Genomic DNA, 21,666 nt, shown 5'->3' with positions numbered 1-21,666 from the left:
GTTGGCGCTTAGTAGCGCCAGAAATAACTGACAGACATATTTGGACTGTCCAAGGCATAAACCTGATGGAACCACCCTGCTGGCTGAATCAAAAGCTCGCCCGGGTGTAGCGTCACTGACAGGCAACTTGCCGCCTGTGACTTTGGATAAATAAGAGGATCTGGGTGCTCAGGTTTGAACCAACACGGCTGATAGTTATTATAACTTTTCATCGGGTAAAGCAGATCTTCTTGATCAGCTGAATAGAGATCAAGGCGCTTGCGTCCTATGACCTGCAACAAAAATCCGGTCAAAGGATCTCTGTGCAAGCTAGAGGTCGGGATATGGGTTGGTACCGCACCCAACCAAAGTTGCGGTGGGATAAAATCCTCACGATCAAAGAACAGCGTCCCAAAGTCGGCCCACATCTCTTCCGGAAGGTTGGCCCCCTCGGTGTAGGGCTTTGTGAAACCCTCGATAAGGTCATCTTTGGGATGTTCTTCGAACTCTTTCAATTCCGCAACGAACTCTGCCATGGTTTGACGGTGCGTTGCTGACCGCACGCGCGTAACCGCATCGCCAAAGCGTTGGGCCAGCTTATCAATTGTCCAGTCCCGGCAAGGTGGTTCAGGTTCAAGTCCCGTGACAACCACAGGGCGGCCTTCTTCCATCACCTCAAGAATTTGGCGCTGGCTTGGCGTATCGAGATACTCAATTGTTGTCAGATTTCGGTAACCCATTCGGGCATGCTGCCGAGCGGCTTTTCGAAATCTGGCCATTGTCCAATCTGATGGCCGCAAGCAGCATTTTGCCAGATGGTTTGCCAAGGCAAGATTGCCCGCGAACGTAATGGTTCCGAAAACCCTGACGACGGACATTTTACCCTGGGGAAGTCGATCAAGCGGATCTGCCGGGAACTGCGGGTATCGCGGAACACGGTACGGAAGGCGGTGCGGTCCGGGTCTACCGCGTTCAGCTATGATCGGTCCACGCAACCCCGACCAAAGATTGACCCGTGGCGGCCTCACCTGGATGAGATGCTGGCTGAGAACGCCCGGCAACCCAAACGCCAGCGGCTGACCCTGGTCCGGATTTACGAAGGGTTGCGCAATCGAGGCTACGACGGCAGCGACGATGCGGTTCGTCGATATGCAGCCAGCTGATCGAAAGTGACGCGGGAAGCTTCGGCTGCGGCCTATGTGCCGCTGAGCTTTGATCCCGGCGAGGCCTATCAGTTCGACTGGAGCCATGAGACCGTTCTGATCGATGCTGCAACCGTGACGGTGAAGGTTGCGCATCTTCGCCTGAGCCACAGCCGCATACCGTTTGTCCGGGCTTACCCCCCGCGAGAGCCAAGAGACGGTGTTCGATGCCCACGATCGCGCAGTCGCCTTCTTTGGCGGCGTCTGCGCCCGGGGCATCTACGATAATATGAAGGCTGCGGTCGATGCGATCTTTGTCGGGAAGGATCGGGCTTACAATCGCCGGTTCCAGCAGATGTCCGGACATTACTTGGTCAACCCCGTTGCCTGCACGCCAGCCTCGGGTTGGGCGAAGGGTCAGGTGGAGAACCAAGTGGGCGTGTTCAGGCGGCGGTTCTTCGTGCCGCGTCCGAAGTTCAACTCCTATGCCGAGCCGAACGCCTGGCTGGAAGACCGATGCCTGGCCTATGCGAAGGCGAACAAGCACCCGGAGCTGCGCGACAGAACGATCTGGGAGGTGTTCGAAGAAGAACGCCCAAGCCTGGTTCCTTGCGTCGGTCCGTTCGATGGGTTCCACGCGGTTCCGGCCTCTGTCTCCAAGACCTGCCTCGCGGGCTTCGACAAGAACCGCTGCGCGGTCGATGCCCGAGCCGTGGGGCGGCCGGTCGAGATCAGAGCTTATGCCGACCAGCTGGAATTATGCCGACCAGCTGGAATGCTGGCAGGATTGTTGGCAACCACCTCCGCGCCTTTGGTCGCGACCAAACCGTCTTCGCCCCCCCCCCGCATTACATACCTGGTTCTGGCCTGCAAACCCGGTGCGCTGCGCAATGACGCGCCATTCAAAGAGTGGGATCTGCCGTCCCCGATCCGCCGCGTGCAACGCAAGCTGGAACGCCAGCCCTGCGGCGACCGGTAAATGGTCGACATCCTGAGTGCCGTGCTGACCGACGGGATCGATGCGGTGGAGGCTGCTTGTGCCGAAGCTCTGTCGCACAATGTCCATTCCGCCGGGGTCATGCAGAACATCCTGGCCCGTCATCGCGAACCACCGCAGCCCCTGACAATCACCACCCCGGACGCCCTGCGGCTCTCGTGTGAGCCCATGGCCGACTGCAACCGTTATGACAGCTTGAGGAGAAAGACAGATGGAAAGATCAGATGTAATAGACGCCGTGGGGAAGCTGAAGCTTTACGGCATGAGGGCCGCCTATGACGAGGTGCTGACCACCGCCGTCAAACGCCAGCATGAGTCCCAGCAGATCATCGGGGATCTGCTGACGGCCGAGATCAGGGACAAGCAGGCGCGGTCGGTCAAGTACCAGATGACCATCGCCAAGCTGCCGCTGGCCAAGGAACTGGAAGAGCTCGACTTCGACGCTGCCGAGGTCAATGTGACCATGATCCGAGACCTGGCCACGGGCGACTTCCTGGATCACCAGCGCAACCTCATCCTGATCGGGGGCACCGGCACCGGCAAAACCCATCTTGCCGTCAGCATCGCCCGCACTTGCATCCAGGCTGGCCGCCGCGGGCGGTTCTTCAACGGTGTTGATCTGGTGAACAAGCTGAACGCCGAAGCCAGGGCAGAACGGCAGGGTCGAACCGCCGACCTGATCTCGCGGCTCGACTTCCTGATCCTCGATGAACTGGGCTACCTCCCATTCGCACAGACCGGCGCCCAGCTTCTGTTCCATCTGATCAGCAAGCTCTACGAACGCACATCCATCATCGTCACAACAAACCTGACCTTCAGCGAATGGCCAGTGTCTTCGGCGATGCCAAGATGACCACCGCGCTCCTGGACCAGCTCACCCACCATTGCGAGATCGTCGAGACAGGCAACGAAAGCTAGCGCTTCAAGAACCTCGCATAGCGCTAATCCGAAACCCCGCAGGCCTACCCCCGCTGCGCTAGGTGAGTGCTACGCAGCGGCGGGCCTGCTCAGCACAAGCGGGTCAATATTGGATGCCAGCAGGGGGGCAATGTTCGATGCCGATTGACAACTTAAACGAGCAACTGGAACGGCACTAGGTTCAGGACTTAAGGCGAGACATGTCCAGTCCACTTGTGCTGGTCCAGTGACAATATCAGGCACCTGGATTTCCGTATCTTACTTGTTTTTCTACGTAGTGGCCCCGCAAATTTCGCGTACGTAGTGGTCCTTACGGTCGCAACTAACGGTTGCTAAATCGAGTGCATGGCCGGCGACCCCCGGCGCTTTAAGGAGATCTATTATGCTTGATGGAATCAACAAAGGCCCCGGTGCCGGTCAGTCTGTTGTCACAGGTGGTGCGCGCCCGCTCAGCCGTCGTGGTGCTGTGGTGCGCGATCAGGCGGCGCGTAAGCGGCGCGAGACCGCGCAGGCCGGGCGCCGTGATGGTGCTGATGAGACAACCCAAGGCACCCGGAAAGTCCAGTCGCGGTCAGGGTCTCAGGATTCCGCAAATCTTGGCGACCGGGGGAATGATGCCCGCCAGCAGATGCAGGATTTCGGCGAACAGCCCGATGGCGATCAGGCGCTGGCCGAAGCCCTGTTCGGCAAGCAGATCGAGGAACTGACGCTCGAAGAGCAGCTGTTGTTTGATGACATATTAAGCCAGACGCTGCGCAAAGGCGGGCCGCGGCCCCGGATTATTTCGGTGCCGACCGCCTCGCGCGCAGAGATCCGCAAGGGCACGGCGCCACGCAATGCGCTGCCGCCCGGTGTGGATGCGGCTTATGTGCCTGGCAAGAACGTGATCATGGTGCGCCAGGGCCTGTCCCCGGCCCGGCAAGGCGCGGCGATCCGCGAGGAGATGGGCGAATGGCTTGGGGCGCAGGTCAGCCAGCGCGGGCTGGAGCTGGCACCGGGTGATGTGGGTGCGCGGGTTGCCAAGGTGGTCCGGGGCGCAGACCTCAAGAAATCAGACTTTGAGCGGCGCCCGGATGATAAGGCTGTCGCCAATTTTCAGGGTAAACGTGTTCGGGTAAATGCAAGCGCACCGTCCCAACTGTCAAAGTTTGGAGGTCCAAATCCAGATCGCACCAAGTTTATTGTTGTCGCCTTGGCTGGTGGCACTGCGCCAAGTGATGCGCAGATCGATGCGCTCAAAGAACGTGGTGTTTTAGTCGACGATGGTAACGGTAAGTTAATGGTCGATGAAACCGCAATGACAGAGGAAGATCACCAGACTGTTCTAAACGAGATGGAAAATGGCAGCGAGACCTCTCGATACCTGGAACAACTTGGTTTTGATCCTGATGAAGTCATTCAATCCTCATTTTTCGAAGACATTGATCTGACCTCCGGGCAAGCGGGATATATTGATAGCGCTCTTGGAAACGGGGATGGTCAAGTTGACAATAGAGAGTTGGCAGAGGCCGCAGAAAAAGGGCTATTCCGCCTGAGCTCAGATAGTAATGGGATCGAATTCAAGACCGCGTCAATGCTGGGGCAACAACTTATCGAGGGGAACGGTGGTGGTGACGATGACACCGTTGGCTTTGATGAAATGGATATCGCCAACACTGATTGGGAACTTGACGGTTGGGTGGCAGAACGCGGGCAAAAGTTCTTTTCGTTCGTTCTCGAGAGTGCCAATGGCGGTAAGCTGTCGAAAGCCGATTTCCAAGACTTCTACGATCAAGGCGTTATCGAGTTGGATGAAGGAAAGGTCCGTCTCGACCTGACAAAACTGACCAAAGACCAACGCAACAATTTGGTGCGGGCTGCGGAGCCTAGTTCTGGTGTTGTTAGGACCCATCCAAGTGGTGGAGAGCTGCTTGACGAGATTTACGGCGCTATGCTTGGGGTGTCGGAGAACAACTATGACACTGACTATGGCGGCCTCAGTCGCGCAAACCTCGCCACGATCGACGAAGTGTATGGGGATGGCGGCAATATTTCACGGCCCGATGCCTTAGTCGCGGCAATGGATGACGGTTTCATTGCTTTCAATGCTGACGGTGTTCTGCAGGTCACACCTGAAAACGAGACCAACGAAGTTTTTGCCGAGGTGAGTTTTAAAACATCCTATGCGGCTGTGGTCGAAGTTTTTGATCCTGAGAAAGGGGAATGGGTCGAAGTCGCTCGCAAGGATTCCGGCCCAGCTTCTAGCGAAAAAATTGTTGTTCGCGTAAACCGGTCTGGTCAGAAGCTTCCAAACGTACGTGTGCGTAACCTGAACATGGACGATGATACTATCAAGAATGGGGACGGATCAGGACGGTCACAAGAAACGCCAAACGCGAGCGACAATTCCACAAGGGTGGATTTTGAGTACGGAGATACCGGCCAAGGCTTCAACGACGTCAGCGTGACATTCTCAGAGCAGCCCCCGGCCCCAAGCGTGGTTGATGATAACACTGTGCGCGGGGAGGCCCAAAATCTTGATGCAGGTGTGGTCTCTACGGCGACCGAAGATATTCCGGTTGAGCATCGCAAACTGGCGGTGATCGAAACCTCCCGCGGCACACGCAGCGGCACGACAGGGATCACCGAGATCCAGTATCAGCGCAAGGACGGCAAATGGGTCACAGCCTCGCGCGATACCGATCAGGATGGCGGTTTTGGCCCGTTCCAGTTCCCCGTTATCTTTGATGGTCGCGATGGGCGGCCCAACATCCGGGCCGTCTATGGCAAGCCCGGCGAGGAAGGGACCGTCTATGTAGAATACAGGCCTGTCCAGAACGGGGATAAGCTTGAATATGACATGTATTCAGGCAAAGACTCCAACTTTGGGCGCAACGTCAATGACAATATCGCCAGTGTCGGGGTGATCAAGGACGGTGAGTATATCGAAGAAAAGATCGAGGAAGGCGGACAGACCTCGGCCGGTCTGACCGACATCCTGAGTACAATCTTCGACCCCGCGGGGACCATCGACGCAAATGCGCGCACTCGCGTGACGGTCGACGCGCTTGATCCGCCTAGCCATTACACAGGCCAGGAAGGCACCCTGATCAACGGGGATGTGATCCTGTCGACCGACGCCGGCGACACCGAAGACTTTCTCAATGAAACGAACGACATCAAGCACACGCGTTACGAAGTTCAGTACAAGGACGAGACTGGCAAATGGAAGATCGGCTGGGCCAGACAAGGCAGTGAATATAGCGGCACGGGTGATGGCGTTGGCCTGACAGAGGGGGCCGGGTTCATTCCGCATGTGAATGGGGAACCGCCGACGGTACGCCTTGTCGTGATCCGCGACGAAAACGCCCGGAGCGACCCGTTCTTTTACGAAGGCAAAGAGTTCAGCCTGCAGGACGGCCAGGAGGGCAATGACGAATATGTGGTCAGTGTGGACAGCGGCCTGGACCCGGCCGGTACGGATGTCTGGGCACCGTTCAACACGTCGATCAAGATCAACAGCACCTATGTTGACGCCTCAAAACCCACAGATACACCCGCACAAGACGACATCCCAGGCCCAGAAGACCACCCGGAAAGCGATAAACCTGCTCCAAAAGAACATCTCTATTCAGAAGATGAAGCTGCCCAAATGGCCGAGCTTGAAAATGATTTCCGGGAAGGAAAAATAAACAAGACCGCGTATGATGCCGGGGTGTACGAAATAGCATTCGGCCCTGCACCAAGCGACCCAGCGGACCGCCGCGAATATGATGCTGCGCGTGATTATGCAGACGATGCATACAATTTTGCAGCCGATCCATTGAGCGCCCTCGGGATGAGCAAGGCGGAATTCATGGAAACGACCGGAGGTATCCATAATTTCCACGAGCAAGTCGTAGATGAATATAATGGCGAGGTATCCGAAGCCACTGTTCCGGTACCTACTCCGGAAGGTGACACAGTTATTGAAGAACCCGACGGCACCCAAGGGACATTTGAATTCATCAAGAAAGGTGAAGCTCATGTTCTCAAGACCGTATTGCGCGTCAGTAAACCACTAGCGAATGGAAAGGTATTTGCACCGGTCATAGTTATTGCAACACCGATCTTTCGCGATTCCGATGGGAAGATCCGTGTTCTTAGGGGCCAAAATGGCGTATCACAATATCAAGTTATCATGCGCTATGCACTTGAAACTGAAGTAAATATACCGGGCAGTGCTTTTGGACGCGCATTTACGATGCAGGCTTCCATGAATATCTCAACTAGGAAGAACAGTGATGGTGAGACCGAAAGGCGACTAGACAAAATTGCAATCGGTGGCGCCTTTGTAGGGGCCCTCGATGTTGGTGCTGGACTGAAAAGCCTCTACAAGTGGTTGACCGGTAGATCCAGAGTTCAGCCGCCAGAAGTAAACGTCTTTAACGACGATGACGATGACGATTTGGATAGCCCGCCACCTCCCGCTCCAGTTCTTGACGATTTTGCGGGTGAGGACATTCAAGATGTTGACGTTGATCAAACGGTCGAATTTGCGAAACGGGCAAGTTTGGAATTAGACAAGATTGATATGTCGAAGGCAGACCCAGTATTAAAGAGTCAAGTTGCCCGTGCTCGTCAGGCAATCGCGCAAATATTGAATAGAGCTGACAGAAGGGAAAGAGGCGAATTCATACTTGACTTGGATTTCGCGATTCCCTCGCGCGGGCTTGAAAGAGAACTGAATACAATTTTTGCTGGCAATCCCCCAATGCTGCCCGAGCAACCGGCGACGGTTGCGCCACCAACAAATGAGGCCGAGTTTGAAGATGCACCTACGCAGCGCGAACAGGTGCAAGAAGCCCTCGATAAGGCAGAGGACTATTTGAGTTCGGCTACCGAGTATCTTAATTGGCTAAGGGGACAGCCAGGGGGCGCTGAATTGGGTCCCATCGTTGGAACACTAAGGCGCGATATCCGGACGCTCGCTGATCAAGTGGATGGCTTACGCTCTGTCTTGGAACAGAACCCCACTGGATCCGATTTCATTTTCGCGGATGTTGAGGGCTCTATTCAACGTGTTGAATTTACGATTAATCGTGCCAACACATACTTGCAGACACAAAGAGATCCCTTTAACGACGCTGACTTGGGTGACCTTGAGGCGGAGTATGACTCCTATGAAGTTCCCCCGCCGGGCGCATTTCTGGGTGGTGGGGCAAATCCGGGCGGTGGGGCAAGTTTCCTGTCACTCGACCCGTCGGTTAGGCAGCCGCCAGTAGTTGATACTCCGAGTGGGGATCCGGTTGATCTTCTCCTCCTGGAAGGAGGGTTCTATTTGCCATTCGTTGCATTGAATTGGTGGAATTCCGACGCGAAAGTTTCTCCGGATAACCCAGACAATGAATTCCGGCCAGGCGCTGGAGGGCTGGATATCATACCTGATAGCTTCACTGCTACCGCCGGGGTGTTCTATGACACGACGATGGGCAGGATAAAGGCGCCAATTGACCTCTCAAGCCTTAACCCGGAACTTGGACAAGCACTTAAGCCTGCAAAACTCATAGTGAGAGCACCACCTGTTACTGTAGAAGGCGGGATCGAGACTGGGTTTGTGCTCAACTTCACGAGCGTCGGGCGCGCGCCAGCTTTGGATCCGGCACGTGACGAGGCAGGGCCCCCACCAGTCTAAAGTTGGAGCTGGTCACGACCTGCTGCTCTGCTACGCACTCTTCTGCTACCCAGGGCAAGAGTTTTCGTCTGATCTCATGACGGCGGGCTGGTCTCGCCGTCAAAGTTTGCCAGCAGGATCGGGGGAATTTCACCGATGTGGGGGGCGCTACTAAGTCCAGAGGTTGAAGATCAATTGCCAAACTGACGGCGGGCGTGATTGGAGTGGTTATACGAATATGCCAGTTTCACCGGATAAACCGAAAGAATGGTCACGTCCGCCGCCAGAGAATGTCAGGTACTAAGAAAACTTCGAACACACTGCAGATTAGACCGGTCTGGCGCGAAGATTTCGGGCGCAGAGCGAGCGCTCTGTCCCGGTACGAGCTGCGCCGGATTTGCGGGTGACTCAACCGCTTGCGTGCGATTGGATGGTGAGCCACTGATTCGCTGCTGGTCAGATTGTCACTGTAACCTTCATCCGGGATTCTGATCCTTGGAAAGGTCAAACCCGGAATATTGGTTTCCTACCAATACGACGCCCATTGGAGGCATTTTTTCGAGCAACCTGTACCGATGCACAGACCAAGAGCTCGGCCTTCTCGGGCGCCAATCTGGAACGGACATTTCCCCAGCTGCTGAGCTTGCCTGCCCGGCAATTCCGGTCAAAAACCCATAGGTGTCCAGCACTGGTAAAACCGGCCATTTGAAGGTGTCAGTCCGCTGGTCCCAGCGATCCGCACCGCATCAGCCCGGAACTCATCCGTACGTTTCAGTCCCAACGTTCATCTCCTTTGCTGCAATAAATGCTATCAAAGGAGCGGCATCAAACCGCGACAGTTTCAAGTTGTTTAGTCGCCTGAATAGATCGAGTGACGGTTCCTGATAACCCGATCCAGGTTCTCATTTGTGCCCATGCTACGGGTTCGAAGCATTCAAGCGTTTTGAAGAAGGCATTTGGGGTTTAGTATCGCTTCGGTCATCGGCTCATTAGTAGCTATTTCCCATCGCCAAATTCACGAACCGCGAAGCAATAGCGGCAACTACAAATAGCAAGACAGAGAAGCCAAATGGCTGAGCCCTGAAGGTGTCTTGAACTTTTCAATCACACACGACTGCCAGAATAGCATGGGCCGCAAATGCCGCAAGAGTGCCCAGTAGAAAGGCCCCCGAACAGTGCGCTGCCCAACGCGATCAGTGCAGGGCCAGCAGCTGGATTTAGCATAAACAATTCTGCGGTCACCAGCACCGAAGAAACCAGCGGGTAGACAAAATGCCATTCGATGGTTTCGCGTGATGACGCTATCGCGAGATCAGGCATCAAGATGTACGCGCAAAGTGCGTAGGCAAGTATTGTGAAACATGGAACGGCAGGATGTCCTGGCGATACGGAAAGGCCGAAAAGAACTATTGCGCCCATAAATGCCGCTAAAGTCATTAGATTCATTGATCTGTTTCCTTTCTTGTTGCTTTCGTTCTGCCATACAAACCTGAGGAGTCTGCCGCGCGACTGTTCCTGGGGTCACGACCCATTGATTTCTGTTTGAGTGCGTGATTCACAGCTCAAAAACGAGCGGTGAACATATCTGATCTACGTTGGCTGACGGATGCGCAAATGGCGCGTCTTGGACCCTTCTTTCCGAAGTCCCAAGGCAAACCTCGGGTTGATGACCGGCGTGTGCTGAGTGAGATTATCTTCATCAATCGCAATGGCTTACGGTGGCGTGACGCGTCGAGTACCTACAGCCCGCACAAGACGCTCTACAATCGCTGGAAGCGGTGGAGCGATAAAGGTATCTTTGCACAAGTGATGGTGGCTTTGGCTGCAAATCACGGCGAGACAAAGACCGTCATGATGGACGCTACCTATCTCAAAGCGCATCCCACCGCTTCCAGATTGGGGATCAAAAAGGGGGGGCGTCGACGCCTGATCGGCCTCAACAAGGGCGGAATGAGCACTAAACTACACGCCATCTGCGACAGCCAGGGCGTCCGCTAAGCCTGGTTGTCACAGCCGGTCAGGTCAGCGGCTACATCGGTGCACGGGCCTTGCTCGGCAGCTTGCACGAGGTCGACTGGCTTCTCGGGGACCGCGGTTACGATGCGGACTGGTCCAGAGATGCGTTGAAAGATAAAGGGATACGTCCCTGCCTACCAATCCGAAAACAACGTAAGAAGACCCTCAAATACGACAAGCGCCGGTACGAACGGCGTAAACGGATTGAGCTCATGTTTCGAAGGCTGAAGCATTGGCGACCCGCTACGGCCGGTACCCGAAAGCCTTCCGCTCAACCATCGCTCTCGCCGCAATCGTCATTTACTGGCTATCAGTCCTGACCTTAGGAGCGGTAGGGCTCAATTCGATCCGCTGATAGGGCATAGCCAATATCTGCAAGCTGCGTGGAGATTGACGAGACGCCGAACATCCCAACGACATTCACAGGTTCGAACAACCCCTTGCTTTCGTAAGGTGTTGGGGTTGAGACGAAAACCAACTGGTTGGCGGGCGGGGGCGGTACATGCACGCATGCACCGACATACGGCACCAGAATAAAGGCGGTCACGCCAGTGCCACTATAGTCAATCGGCACAATGAACCCTGGCAGACGGACAACCTGTCCGTTCCAGTCGGATCTGACACCGGACGAGGCCGGTTGCTGACTGGAGAGCGGCGCATCTTCATCATGTGCAAACAGGCCGCGTAGCGGGTTTTGCACAGCCACGTCATTTTCCGGCAGCAGATCTTCCCATTCCAGGTCGATATATTCTTCGGCGCGCGCCGCATGGGGTGCGACAGCCGTTGCTGCCATGCCCGCCAAGACCATGCGACGTGGAACGCGGCGGTTTACCATTCGTAGATCTCCATTTCGTCGGCGGCGATGAAATATCCGGTTTTGCCAAGATCCGTCGATTGCAATTGCGTTTGCATCCGCCCTGTGACCCAGACGGCATCCCACAGTTGATCACCCGGCCAGGGCTGTGCTGCGGTGACCATCACAAGCTGGTTTGCGGGTGGCGGGGGTACGTGGATACAGGCCCCCATATACGGGACCAGCATGAATTCCGTCACGCCCTTGGCGCTGACCTCAAAGGGAATGATAAAACCGGGCATCCTGATATAGGCCCCATTCAGCGCATCGTTCAGCTTGACCGCATTGGCGTCGTAGATCGGATTCCAGGTATCGTTGGCTTCGTCCAACTCGCCCTCTCCGATGATTTCGGAATAGGGAACGCCCGGTGGGATCAGATCATCCCACATGATCTCGCGCGGGGCGGCTGCGAAAGCGGCACCCGGTGCGAGCGTCGACCCCGCCAAAAGCGTCAATGTCGTTCTACGATCTAGCATTCCGTTCACCTCATCATGGGTTTCACGTTTTCACCATCATACCATCTGCAACCGACATTTTGTAAGCCCGCAATGCGGGCACAAGGCTCACAATTGCGCCAGCGCAGACAACGCCGATGATCACCCAGAGCTCGCGCAAGGTGGGCGCATCAATTGGCAGCCACAAACCAAAGGCGCTATCGACAACAGGCTGCGCGATGGTCAGCCCGATGTATAACAGCCCCAATCCAATAATAGCGCCCGCTGCAGCCATGACCATGGCCTCGAGAACAAGCATCCCAAGGATTGTCGCGGGTCTTGCCCCCGTCGCCCGAAAGATCGCCATTTCGCGGCGGCGTTCATTCAGGCTGGAAAAGATCGTCGCCATCATGCCGATCAGTGCGGTGACAACAACCATGGCCGACACCGCAAGCAAGGCAGTTTCCGCAATGCCCACGATCCCCCATAGTTCCTGCAGGGCAACGCCGGGCAGGACAGCCAGCAAGGGCTCTTCGGGGTATTCATTGATCGCACGCTGCAGCGCAAAGGTCTGCAATGGGCTTTCGACACCGACCAGTGCGGCGGTGACAGCTTTGGGGGTCAAGTTCATCTGGCGGATCACATCCGCGGGCGTCGCCTGCCCGGGGATCTGGGCGCCGCCCTGCCAATCCACATGGATCGCCTCAATCGCCTCCATGCTGACAATCACGGTCCGATCAACAGGTGTGCCAGTTTTTTCCAGAATGCCCGATACACGGAACGGCTGGTCCTTATGCTCGGCAAAGGATGCCAGACCATGCGCAACGATGATCGGGTCGCCCACGCTATAGCCCAGCGTTGTGGCAACATCGGCACCGATAACGGTGTCAAACAGGTCATCCATGATGATCCCGTCTGCGACGGCCAGCGATCTGCCTTGCCTATATTTGTAATGTTCGAAAAAAGCCTGGGTCGTTCCCATCACCCGGAACTGGCGATGACTGTCACCCAGCGAAATCGGGACAATCCAGTCAACATCCGGCCGCGCCGCGATATCCTGATAGCTTTCCCAGGTCACATTGTTGGTCGCATTGCCGATGCGGAACACCGAATACAGCAATAGCTGGACGGACCCGGACCGCGCACCAACAATCAGGTCAGTGCCGGAAATCGTATCCGCAAAACTGGTCTTGGCGCCGGTGCGGACCTTTTCCACCCCAAGATACAGGGCGACAGACAAGGCGATGGCAAGAATGGTCATGCCCACGGTCAAAGCACGCGCAAATAGCGAGGCAATGGCCAGACGCAGGATCATGCAGCGGCCCTTTCGATCTGGGCGATATCTTCCATACGGATGACCCGGTCAAAGCGATCCCCAAGCCGCGGATCATGGCTGACCATCAAAAGCGAGGTGTCATGCGCCTGTGTCTGTGCAAACAGCAAATCGAGAAAGGCCGCCTGGCTGGTTGCATCAAGCGCCGATGTCGGTTCATCGGCGATGATCAGCGGCGGCTGCCCGATCAGCGCCCGGGCGACGGCAACACGCTGTTGCTGGCCAACGCTAAGCGCCGTTGCCTTTGCGCCCATCACCTCGGCCGGCAGACCAAGTGCGCTGCAAATCGTTGCGGCTGTGGCTGCGGCATCACTGACACGCTGCCGGCGCGCAGGGGCAAAACGAAGCGGCAGCAGAATATTGTCAGTCACAGATGCAAAGGGCAGCAGGTTAAACTGTTGAAAGATCACGCCGACTTGCTCGGCGCGAAACCTGTCGCGTGCGCCACCGGACAGCTTGGCGATATTGGTGTCTGCAATGGTGACGCTACCCTGATCGGGCAGAATCGTTCCGCAGATCAATGACAGCAGCGTCGATTTCCCCGAACCGCTTTCACCCAGCAGCAGAACAGATTCAGCCTTGGCAACGGTCAATTCCGGCACGGTCAGCGAAAAACCGGCCCGCCCCGGCCATCTGTAGCCGACATCGGAAAGTGCAAGAACCATCGTCGCCAACTATGTTTATTGCCCGATATTCAGCTCGGGCGCGTCACGTTCCACCACAACGCCCTGCGCGCCTGATGCGGTGATGATCTGCACCTCAACCTCTTGCGCGTTCGGGAAGGTATCGAAATATCCAAACGCAATGCTGGTCAACGCATCAGCGTTTTCGCAGTTCAGCGTATATTCGGCATGGAACTCTGTATGTCCGGCCTCTTCTTCATGCGCGGCGTGATCGTCATCGCTGTGATCATCATGTCCATGGTCGTCATGCCCATCGTCGTCGTGGCCATGGTCATCCTCACCATGATCATCATGGGCCTCTTCGCTTTCCAGTGCGACCTGCGTTTCAGCGACGGTGCAAGCCGCGGCATCCGGCACAGTAAAAAGATCAAGCGGGGCGCCGAGTGTCACAAGGGCCGCATCAATCGCGGCAATGTCGGCGTCGCTTTCTGCGACATATTCAAATCCGACAATGTCGGCGCCAGGGGCGTGAAATTCCATCGCCACTGTCGTGCCGTCGATGGCAATATTCAGCTTGCCAACACCATGTTCGTGGGCATCCAATTGGCGGGTTTGTTCGCCAAAGGCGGGCATGGCGGCGACAAGGGCAATAAGAGACAGTGCTTGTTTCATGATGAATCCGTTTGAATGATTGCGTTGGCTCAGGCGGCGCAGGTGGCGCATTGCCCATGAATTTCGACGATGTGACGATCAGCCCGAAAGGCATTCTGATCCGTCAGCGCATCAAGCTGCGGCAAAAGGCTGCTGCCGTCATGTTCTTCGACCGATCCGCAATCTTCGCAAATCGCCAGAACAGGCACGCTTTCGACATGGCTGCAGCGGCAGGGAACAAAGGCCTTGATCGACTCCAACCTGTGTGCCTGACCTTGATCGGTCAGTGCCGATAGTGTGCGATAGACGGTGGGCGGGGCGATATCAGGCTCGCTGATCTGCAGCCGTTCCAGAATTTGGTAGGCTGTCATTGGCCTGTCAGAGGCCTTCAACACGGTCAAAACATCCGTTTGCCGGGCAGCTGCGCGTTTCCTCATGGACCCACCTCCATCGTTTCGGGAGGATTATTTTATAAAGTAACAAACGGCAAGTCGAAAATTCTGGCGTGGTGAAACCGGCAAAAGGTAGGAACTTCGCGGGCCTCGATCGGATGCGTGAAGACCTATTCGCCCCGCGCGGCGACGCAGACCCGACCGTACGGCTGGTTCAGGCGACGCCGACCGGTGAGCGTTTCAACTTCAGCCCTGCGGCCTGCATCGCGGTTGCTGCAATATCAACAGCTGTCAGACCTGCATCGGCATACATGGCCGCCGGCGCAGCCTGGTCTATATAGCGATCGGGCAATGTCATCGTCCGGACCTGGCAGCGGCCATCCAGCAGCCCGTCATTGGCCAGATCATGCAGCACCATGGCGCCAAATCCGCCACGGGCGCCCTGCTCAACCGTCACGACAGCCTTGTGATGCCGCAGCAGTTGCCGGATCAAATCCCGATCCAGCGGCTTGGCAAAGCGGGCATCGGCAATCGTAACCGACACACCCTGTGCCGCCATTTGGTCAGCCGCAATCTGGCATTCCGACAGATGCGCGCCGAAGGAGAGCAGCGCGACATCAGATCCCTCCTGCACAATACGGCCCTTGCCAATCTCAATGACATTGCCGCGTTCGGGCAAATCAAGGCCAACGCCCTCGCCACGCGGATAGCGAAAGGCGATGGGGCCGTCATCATAGGCCGCGGCCGTGCGGACCATATGCATCAGCTCCAACTCGTTGCCGGCGGCCATCACCACCATATTCGGTAGTGCGGCCATATACCCGATATCAAAGGAACCGGCATGGGTCGGACCATCGGCGCCAACCAGCCCGGCACGATCAATCGCAAAGCGGACCGGCAGGTTTTGCAAGGCGATATCGTGGACCACCTGATCATAGCCGCGTTGCAGGAAAGTCGAATAAATCGCGCAGAATGGACGCAAGCCACTCGCGGCCATGCCGCCTGCAAACGTCACCGCATGCTGCTCTGCGATACCGACATCAAAGACGCGGGACGCGAAGCGTTCCTCCATGATGTTCACCCCGGTTCCCGATGGCATGGCAGCGGTGACCGCGACGATATTGGGATCTTGTTGCGCTTCGACCGTCAAGGCACTGCCAAATACCTTGGTGTAGCTTGGCGCATTTGACTTTGCCTTGGCCTGCGTTCCGGTCTGCACATCGAATTTCGCGACACCATGCCCGCAATCGGCACTGTGTTCGGCGGGGGCATAGCCCTTGCCTTTGGTGGTACAGACATGGATCAGAACCGGTCCGGTCGCGCGGGTCCGGGCCGAGCGCAGGACCGGCAGAAGTTGGGACATGTCGTGGCCGTCAATGGGGCCGACATAACTGAACCCCAGTTCTTCAAACAATGTGCCGGACCCGCCGGTTTGCATGCCGGTCACCAATTGGCGGGCGCGGCGGGCATGATCCCGGATCGGGCCGGGCAATGCAGATTCGAACCCTTCCGCCATCTTGTGCAAATCGCCCATGGGCGAGGCATAGAGGCTGGACAGATATTTCGACATCGCACCGGTTGGTGGGGCAATCGACATCTCGTTGTCATTGAGAATGACAAACATCCGGCGACCTTCGTGGCCGGCATTGTTCATCGCCTCATAAGCCATGCCAGCACTGATGGACCCGTCGCCGATCACGGCGATCGCATCACCTGTCGGCCGGCCCATATCCCGGCCAATTGTGAAACCCAAAGCGGCAGAAATGGACGTGCTGGAATGGGCAGCGCCAAAGGGGTCAAAATCGCTCTCGGCCCGTTTGGTAAAACCTGACAAGCCACCCTCCTGGCGCAGGGTCCGGATCCGGTCACGTCGACCGGTCAGCACCTTGTGCGGATAGCATTGATGCGAGACGTCCCAGATCAGCTTGTCCCGCGGGGTGTCAAAGACGGCATGCAGCGCCACGGTCAACTCAACCACGCCCAGCGATGACCCAAGATGCCCGCCGGTTTCGGACACGGCCGAAATGACCTCGGCCCGGACATCTGCGGCCAGACTTGCCAAGGCGTCATCGCTTAGACGTCGGATATCCGCGGGACCTGCAACCGCATCGAGAACGGGGGTGTGGGGGCGATTAGTCATGGCGGCACCTTTGTGATATGAAAAAGGCGCCGCAAATCGGACAAGTCCGTTTGCGACGCCAGTCTCCTGTAGCCAACAGGAAGGGAACGGGGTCGCCAGACCCCATGACGGGCCAGCCAGGGAGGGAGGCCCGACAGCGAAGGACCGGGCGGCAGCGTCGCGCCAGCCGCCCGCCCCAATCAGCTAACTTGCACCAGTGGCGTCTCAATCGGCAAAGACGACCGGTTGATCGGATCAGGTGTTTCACGGCTTTCCTCGGGCAGTGCCCGTCCGATCACCGCAATCACCGCGATGACGAACCACAATGCCAGACAGAACACCAACGCATAGCCTGCCCCTTTGAGCATCAGGAGCGTCACATCAGCGGTCAGACGCCCCCGGCTGGTGGTCTCAAGGATGTTGTCGTTATCACTCATCGTCATTCTCCTCAGTTGACCGGCGCAAAGCCGTGGTCTTGCGCCCAGACAAACCAGTTATCAACGACCGTCCCAGACAACAGGATGCCAATGCCGCCTGTCAATGTGGTCAGAACTGCAAACCACCAGGCCCAACGGTGGATACCTTCCATCGTGGCGTTAAAGCCCATAGTCCAGCGCCAGAACAGCGCGGCCCGCTCTGTGGCCGTGCCGCGGTCAACGATCTGTTCGATCTCGCGTTCACCGCCAAACCGGCTGACGGCCAGAATGGTCGCCCCATGCATCGCAAACAGCAGGGCCGAGCCATAGAGGAACACAATCGAAAGGGCGTGGAACGGGTTGTAGAACAGGTTTCCATGCGTGATCGAGAACAGGTTGGTCCAGTCCAGATGGCTGAACACCCCGTATGGGACCATTTCAGACCAGTCACCCATCAGGATGGGCCGGAACAGGCCCAGCACAAGAAACAGCCAGATCGCCGACGCAAACGCCCAGGCCACATGCTTGCCCATGCCCAGCGCCTCGGCCCGCAGATAGGTGCGTACCCACCATGTCAGCACCGAAATCAGCAGGAAGAAGGACGCAATCATGAAATAGCCCCCGTCATCCATCGGCGGCATGCCCAGACCATAGCCCGGTGAGGGTGGGTCCAGCGACAGCCAGAACAGATCCCGCAGGAAGATCGCCGGGTTGTAGTCGGCCTGCGCCCAGAAGGACAAACCGACCATGACGAACCAGATCAGGCCCGTCGCCAGTGAAATTACCCCGAACGAGCCCAGATACAGCGGACCCAACTGGGCGTTGCCAAACCAACCGAACAGGGTCGAGAAACGGCCCTTGCCGATCCGTTCCGATGCAGGGTTCGTCTCAGCAGGGTTGATCCCCAATTCAGGCGGGCCTTGAACCTGAACCTGGGTGAAGATGTTTTGATATTCAGCCATTGTTCATGTCCTCCTTACAGGTCCCGCCACCAGGGCAGCTCGTAATACCAATCCCACCAGACGATCCATTCCTCGAACCAGATGGTGCCGGAAATCACGATGCAGATCGCGCTCCAGAACCCGGCGTTCAGCGCAAGGAACAAGCCCAGACGGTGAATGCCCAGCGGCCCGATGGAATAGCCGATCAGATCACGGAAATAGGTGTCTTCATGGTCAGGCGATGCGATCTCCTTGCCCTTGCCCGGATTGACCGCGGACAGCACGAGGCTGCCGTGCAAGGCCAATGCCAGACAGTTGGTAAAGAAGAAGGTGATCGCGATCATGTGGACCGGGTTGTAGTGGAAGTTGCCATAGGCGTAGCCCACGTTGTTCACCCAATCGAGATGGCTGAAGATGCCATAGGGAAATCCATGACCCCATGCGCCCAGCAGGACGGGGCGGATCACCACAAGGGTCACATAGGCAAAGATGGCAACACCAAAGGCGAAAGGCACGTGATAGCCGATGCCCAGTTTGCGGCAAATCTCGACCTCGCGCATCATCCAGCTGACAAAGGCGCCGATGGCACAGATCGTAATGATCTGCCACAGCCCCCCGTCAAGCAGCGGCGCGGCCCCCAGCCCATATTCCAGTGGCGGCGGATTGATCGAAATCAACCACGGGTTCCATGTCGGGCCCTGGCTGGCCCCGTAAAAAATCAAGATTGTCCCAAGGACGGCGAAAAAGAACGTCGTGACCCCGAAGAAGCCCACATAAAATGGCCCCACCCAAAAGTCGAACAGATCACCGCCAACCAATGTCCCGCCACGGACCCGGTATTTTCTTTCGAAGCTGAGCTGTGCCATCTTCCTACTCCATTCATGGACAGGCCCTGCGACCCCGTTCGAGCGCGCCCTGTCGTCGTCAATGTCTTGCGGTTTGCCAGGGGCGGAACCCGCGCTCCGCCCCTAGCTGTGTTTGCGGCAAAGCCGGTTAGCCACCTGCGCCAAAGGCGAGTTGGAACCAGTTTGTGCTTTCATTGCTCAGCAGGACGAGGTGAATCATCGCTGCGAGAAGGAACAGGAAAACGCCCTGCGCCACGAAAACGCGGCGGGGGTCGAAGACCAGCCAGATCTTGTAGAACTGTGCCATGTGCTTTTCCTTTCCCTACCAGCTGAACCAGGGAAGCTTGATGTACGTCAGAAAGTGAGCAACCACGGCTACGATCGTGAAGATCGTAAACCCGCTCATGTACACCGAATGCAGTTCCTGGGCCTGCTCGTCAGTGAGACCTGTGAAGGACAGGTCCGATTTGTCAGCCATGTTTTGTCTCCAAAATTGGGTTCTGACGCCGCGCACCCCCCGCGGCCGGGTTACGACAGAAGCTCTTCCTCTGCCCCAATCCATCACCCCGGGGGGGAGCGATGAACCTCTGAATGCCCACGTTCGGGCAAATGTCATGCTGGATCCTCACGCGTTGAAAATATGCGGTGTGATGATCCGGGCCTGCGTCCAGGCCTTTGCGAATGGTCCCTTTTCCGGCAATTCCATCCGGCGCGCGGCGGTCAGAACCCACGTCAGAAAAGCCAGCGGCAGGGTCGCCACAAAGATCAGGGCGAAATAGGCGTAGTATTCCCGTTTTGGTGGTGCTGTCCGTGAGCGCAGCACTGGGGCATCTGAGGTAAAGTCAGTCATGTCCGTCCTCCCGAGGATGATTGCAGTGTCTCGACGGTCTCCAAAACAACCCGGTCGTTGCCGGCGTCGAGGGCCGCCCGTTCGGCTGCATCACGCAGCGTCTTGGCGGCAGAAATTCTGGTCAGAATGGGATGCGTCGCGACGATTTCGTCCAGTTTGGCCTGCGCGTCCGCATCCCAGGGGAAATCACGGCGCAGCGGCGTCAGTGTTGCATCGGTCGCATCCATATCGGTGCCAAGCGGCAGGATGTGGAACAGCGCATCAAACAACCCGTTGCAGACCTCCTGCAGCAGGTAGGTCGCACCCGCATATCCCATAAACGGCGTCCCGGTCGCCCGCCTAATGGCGGCCCCCGGAAAGCTTGCTGGTATGAAGACGGGACTAGGTCCATGCCCCGCCTTCATTTCGGCCAGATACATCTTCTCATTGATGGACCCGAGCACGATGAGTGGCCGTTTGGTGTGCATCAATTGACGCACTTCCTCGTTGTTGGTTTTCTTGCCTCTGCAGCGGGCCACGGCAAAGGCGCAGGGAAAGCCAAGGTCATTTTCCAAGAAATGCCGCACGCCACGGGCGTAGGTTTCATTGGCGACGATGGCGAATTCAGCGGTGGCAAAGAAATCCTGTGTGACCGACCGCCACAGATCCCATACCGGTTTGATTGTCGAATGCTTCTCGCGTTCGATGAATGGTTCAGGGTCAAGCCCGGTCAACTCACCCAGCTTGCGCAGGAATTTCGTAGTAGAATCAATACCGAAAGGGGCTTGCAGATACGGTTTACCCAGCACTTCGCACAGTCCGCGCCCAAACTCGCGATACATGGTGACATTGACATCAGCATTCACCAGATTGCGCATCTCGGCCACATGCGCACCCAGCGGCATGACCATATTGATCTCGGCCCCGATACCTTCGACGAGACGCCGAATTTCAGCCAGATCCGAGGGCATGTTAAAGGCCCCATACATCGGCCCAAGAATGTTCACGCGCGGCTTGGCATCCTCTTCGCGTTTCTTTTCAGGCGGCATCCGGCCTTTGGTCATGCCAAATTCGGTGAAAATCCACGTCATGGCCCGATCCGCACATTCCCATTGATCCTCATCAATGGTGCGGGGCAGGAAGCGCTGAATATTGGTGCCTTGCGGGGTCACACCGCCGCCGATCATCTCGGCAATGGAGCCTGTCACAACAACAGCGGGCAGCGCTGGATCAAGCACCTCCCATGCGCGCTTCATCGCCTCCTCGGTGCCTTCACCCATCTCGGTTTCACCCAGACCGGTGACGACAATAGGCAGTTCATGCGGTGGTAAACCATCGGTGTAGTGCAATACGGATGTCACGGGGAGGTTCTCGCAGCCGACCGGGCCGTCGATCACGACTTGCAGTCCTTTTACGGCACAGAAGGCATAGACAGCACCCCAATAGCCACCAGCGCGATCATGATCAGTGATTAACAAGACGCGCCTCCTTTCGATGCCGAAAAATCTTCGTGACGAAGATTTTTCCCAGCGGAAGAATTTTGGCC

The 21,666-nt window shown here is 56.9% G+C and carries 17 protein-coding genes and 3 pseudogenes; 4 read left to right on the top strand and 16 right to left on the bottom strand.

Translation table 11 applies throughout. The features are described from left to right. Positions 1 to 8: 8 nt before the first annotated feature. Complete coding sequence (locus AABB31_RS15775; RefSeq protein ID WP_342077238.1) at positions 9 to 758, bottom strand: cupin-like domain-containing protein; 750 nt, start codon at positions 756 to 758, stop codon at positions 9 to 11. A gap of 36 nt (positions 759 to 794) precedes the next feature. Between AABB31_RS15775 and istA the strand changes: the two are divergent. The 3 genes and pseudogenes from istA (at position 795) to AABB31_RS15760 (ending at position 8,689) form a co-directional block, all read left to right on the top strand. Further along, a pseudogene (istA, locus tag AABB31_RS15770) lies at positions 795 to 2,397 on the top strand (IS21 family transposase). Further along, a pseudogene (gene istB, locus AABB31_RS15765) lies at positions 2,330 to 3,036 on the top strand (IS21-like element helper ATPase IstB). Before istA ends, istB begins: the two co-directional pseudogenes overlap by 68 nt. Positions 3,037 to 3,418: 382 nt before the next feature. Further along, a complete protein-coding gene (locus AABB31_RS15760) occupies positions 3,419 to 8,689 on the top strand; it encodes a hypothetical protein (RefSeq protein WP_373634976.1) in 5,271 nt (1,756 codons plus the stop codon). Between the two features lie 1,083 nt (positions 8,690 to 9,772). Here AABB31_RS15760 and AABB31_RS15755 read toward each other — a convergent pair. Beyond that, the gene (locus AABB31_RS15755; RefSeq protein WP_373634975.1) at positions 9,773 to 10,114 is read right to left on the bottom strand and encodes a hypothetical protein; all 342 of its coding nucleotides are present in this window, start codon (positions 10,112 to 10,114) and stop codon (positions 9,773 to 9,775) included. 135 nt (positions 10,115 to 10,249) lie between these two features. Here AABB31_RS15755 and AABB31_RS15750 point away from each other — a divergent pair. Next, positions 10,250 to 11,039 (top strand): annotated as a pseudogene (locus AABB31_RS15750) (IS5 family transposase). Here the strand turns inward: AABB31_RS15750 and AABB31_RS15745 are convergent. The 14 genes from AABB31_RS15745 to bchZ all read right to left on the bottom strand — a co-directional run bounded on the left by AABB31_RS15745 (position 11,007) and on the right by bchZ (position 21,598). Next, positions 11,007 to 11,519, bottom strand: coding sequence for a DUF3299 domain-containing protein (locus AABB31_RS15745; RefSeq protein ID WP_342077241.1), 513 nt, complete (start codon positions 11,517 to 11,519; stop codon positions 11,007 to 11,009). The pseudogene AABB31_RS15750 and the gene AABB31_RS15745 overlap by 33 nt on opposite strands. Continuing rightward, entirely contained in the window at positions 11,513 to 12,013 is a 501-nt protein-coding gene (locus tag AABB31_RS15740; protein WP_342077242.1) for a DUF3299 domain-containing protein, read from the bottom strand. Before AABB31_RS15740 ends, AABB31_RS15745 begins: the two co-directional genes overlap by 7 nt. A 22-nt stretch (positions 12,014 to 12,035) precedes the next feature. Continuing rightward, positions 12,036 to 13,286 (bottom strand): ABC transporter permease, encoded by a 1,251-nt coding sequence (locus AABB31_RS15735; RefSeq protein ID WP_342077243.1) that lies wholly within the window; start codon positions 13,284 to 13,286, stop codon positions 12,036 to 12,038. Continuing rightward, positions 13,283 to 13,969: an ABC transporter ATP-binding protein gene (locus AABB31_RS15730; protein ID WP_342077244.1), complete on the bottom strand. Its 687-nt coding sequence runs from the start codon at positions 13,967 to 13,969 to the stop codon at positions 13,283 to 13,285. The genes AABB31_RS15735 and AABB31_RS15730 overlap by 4 nt, the downstream gene beginning before the upstream one ends. 15 nt (positions 13,970 to 13,984) lie before the next feature. After that, positions 13,985 to 14,599 carry a DUF2796 domain-containing protein gene (locus tag AABB31_RS15725; RefSeq protein ID WP_342077245.1) on the bottom strand — a complete coding sequence of 205 codons (615 nt, stop codon included), beginning with the start codon at positions 14,597 to 14,599 and terminating at the stop codon, positions 13,985 to 13,987. Between the two features lie 29 nt (positions 14,600 to 14,628). Then, entirely contained in the window at positions 14,629 to 15,015 is a 387-nt protein-coding gene (locus AABB31_RS15720; protein WP_342077246.1) for a Fur family transcriptional regulator, read from the bottom strand. Between the two features lie 169 nt (positions 15,016 to 15,184). Further along, positions 15,185 to 17,110, bottom strand: coding sequence for a 1-deoxy-D-xylulose-5-phosphate synthase (gene dxs, locus AABB31_RS15715; protein ID WP_342077247.1), 1,926 nt, complete (start codon positions 17,108 to 17,110; stop codon positions 15,185 to 15,187). A 179-nt stretch (positions 17,111 to 17,289) separates the two neighbouring features. Then, a complete protein-coding gene (gene pufX / locus AABB31_RS15710) occupies positions 17,290 to 17,526 on the bottom strand; it encodes an RC-LH1 core complex protein PufX (protein WP_342077248.1) in 237 nt (78 codons plus the stop codon). An 11-nt stretch (positions 17,527 to 17,537) separates the two neighbouring features. Next, complete coding sequence (gene pufM / locus AABB31_RS15705; RefSeq protein WP_342077249.1) at positions 17,538 to 18,467, bottom strand: photosynthetic reaction center subunit M; 930 nt, start codon at positions 18,465 to 18,467, stop codon at positions 17,538 to 17,540. A 14-nt stretch (positions 18,468 to 18,481) separates the two neighbouring features. After that, entirely contained in the window at positions 18,482 to 19,312 is an 831-nt protein-coding gene (pufL, locus tag AABB31_RS15700) for a photosynthetic reaction center subunit L (protein WP_342077250.1), read from the bottom strand. Between the two features lie 127 nt (positions 19,313 to 19,439). After that, on the bottom strand, positions 19,440 to 19,598 hold the full coding sequence (gene pufA / locus AABB31_RS15695) for a light-harvesting antenna LH1, alpha subunit (RefSeq protein WP_342077251.1): 159 nt from the start codon (positions 19,596 to 19,598) through the stop codon (positions 19,440 to 19,442). 15 nt (positions 19,599 to 19,613) lie between these two features. Beyond that, positions 19,614 to 19,769 carry a light-harvesting antenna LH1, beta subunit gene (pufB, locus tag AABB31_RS15690; RefSeq protein ID WP_342077252.1) on the bottom strand — a complete coding sequence of 52 codons (156 nt, stop codon included), beginning with the start codon at positions 19,767 to 19,769 and terminating at the stop codon, positions 19,614 to 19,616. A gap of 147 nt (positions 19,770 to 19,916) precedes the next feature. Further along, a complete protein-coding gene (gene pufQ, locus AABB31_RS15685; protein WP_373634972.1) occupies positions 19,917 to 20,141 on the bottom strand; it encodes a cytochrome PufQ in 225 nt (74 codons plus the stop codon). Further along, the gene (bchZ, locus tag AABB31_RS15680; RefSeq protein ID WP_342077254.1) at positions 20,138 to 21,598 is read right to left on the bottom strand and encodes a chlorophyllide a reductase subunit Z; all 1,461 of its coding nucleotides are present in this window, start codon (positions 21,596 to 21,598) and stop codon (positions 20,138 to 20,140) included. Before bchZ ends, pufQ begins: the two co-directional genes overlap by 4 nt. Positions 21,599 to 21,666 lie beyond the last annotated feature (68 nt).

Origin of the sequence: Yoonia sp. SS1-5 (assembly GCF_038443705.2) — a bacterium.
GTDB lineage: Bacteria > Pseudomonadota > Alphaproteobacteria > Rhodobacterales > Rhodobacteraceae > Yoonia > Yoonia rhodophyticola.
This window is presented reverse-complemented; position numbering and strand designations above follow the sequence as displayed.

Excerpts from the sequence above, each read along its gene's own strand:
- pufM (WP_342077249.1), bottom strand. The coding sequence starts at position 18,467 with ATGGCTGAATATCAAAACATCTTCACCCAGGTTCAGGTTCAAGGCCCG.
- AABB31_RS15755 (WP_373634975.1), bottom strand. The coding sequence starts at position 10,114 with ATGAATCTAATGACTTTAGCGGCATTTATGGGCGCAATAGTTCTTTTC.
- pufB (WP_342077252.1), bottom strand. The coding sequence starts at position 19,769 with ATGGCTGACAAATCGGACCTGTCCTTCACAGGTCTCACTGACGAGCAG.
- AABB31_RS15730 (WP_342077244.1), bottom strand. The coding sequence starts at position 13,969 with ATGGTTCTTGCACTTTCCGATGTCGGCTACAGATGGCCGGGGCGGGCC.
- dxs (WP_342077247.1), bottom strand. The coding sequence starts at position 17,110 with ATGACTAATCGCCCCCACACCCCCGTTCTCGATGCGGTTGCAGGTCCC.
- pufL (WP_342077250.1), bottom strand. The coding sequence starts at position 19,312 with ATGGCACAGCTCAGCTTCGAAAGAAAATACCGGGTCCGTGGCGGGACA.
- AABB31_RS15775 (WP_342077238.1), bottom strand. The coding sequence starts at position 758 with ATGGCCAGATTTCGAAAAGCCGCTCGGCAGCATGCCCGAATGGGTTAC.
- pufA (WP_342077251.1), bottom strand. The coding sequence starts at position 19,598 with ATGGCACAGTTCTACAAGATCTGGCTGGTCTTCGACCCCCGCCGCGTT.
- AABB31_RS15740 (WP_342077242.1), bottom strand. The coding sequence starts at position 12,013 with ATGCTAGATCGTAGAACGACATTGACGCTTTTGGCGGGGTCGACGCTC.
- AABB31_RS15735 (WP_342077243.1), bottom strand. The coding sequence starts at position 13,286 with ATGATCCTGCGTCTGGCCATTGCCTCGCTATTTGCGCGTGCTTTGACC.
- pufQ (WP_373634972.1), bottom strand. The coding sequence starts at position 20,141 with ATGACTGACTTTACCTCAGATGCCCCAGTGCTGCGCTCACGGACAGCA.
- pufX (WP_342077248.1), bottom strand. The coding sequence starts at position 17,526 with ATGAGTGATAACGACAACATCCTTGAGACCACCAGCCGGGGGCGTCTG.
- AABB31_RS15725 (WP_342077245.1), bottom strand. The coding sequence starts at position 14,599 with ATGAAACAAGCACTGTCTCTTATTGCCCTTGTCGCCGCCATGCCCGCC.
- AABB31_RS15745 (WP_342077241.1), bottom strand. The coding sequence starts at position 11,519 with ATGGTAAACCGCCGCGTTCCACGTCGCATGGTCTTGGCGGGCATGGCA.
- AABB31_RS15720 (WP_342077246.1), bottom strand. The coding sequence starts at position 15,015 with ATGAGGAAACGCGCAGCTGCCCGGCAAACGGATGTTTTGACCGTGTTG.
- AABB31_RS15760 (WP_373634976.1), top strand. The coding sequence starts at position 3,419 with ATGCTTGATGGAATCAACAAAGGCCCCGGTGCCGGTCAGTCTGTTGTC.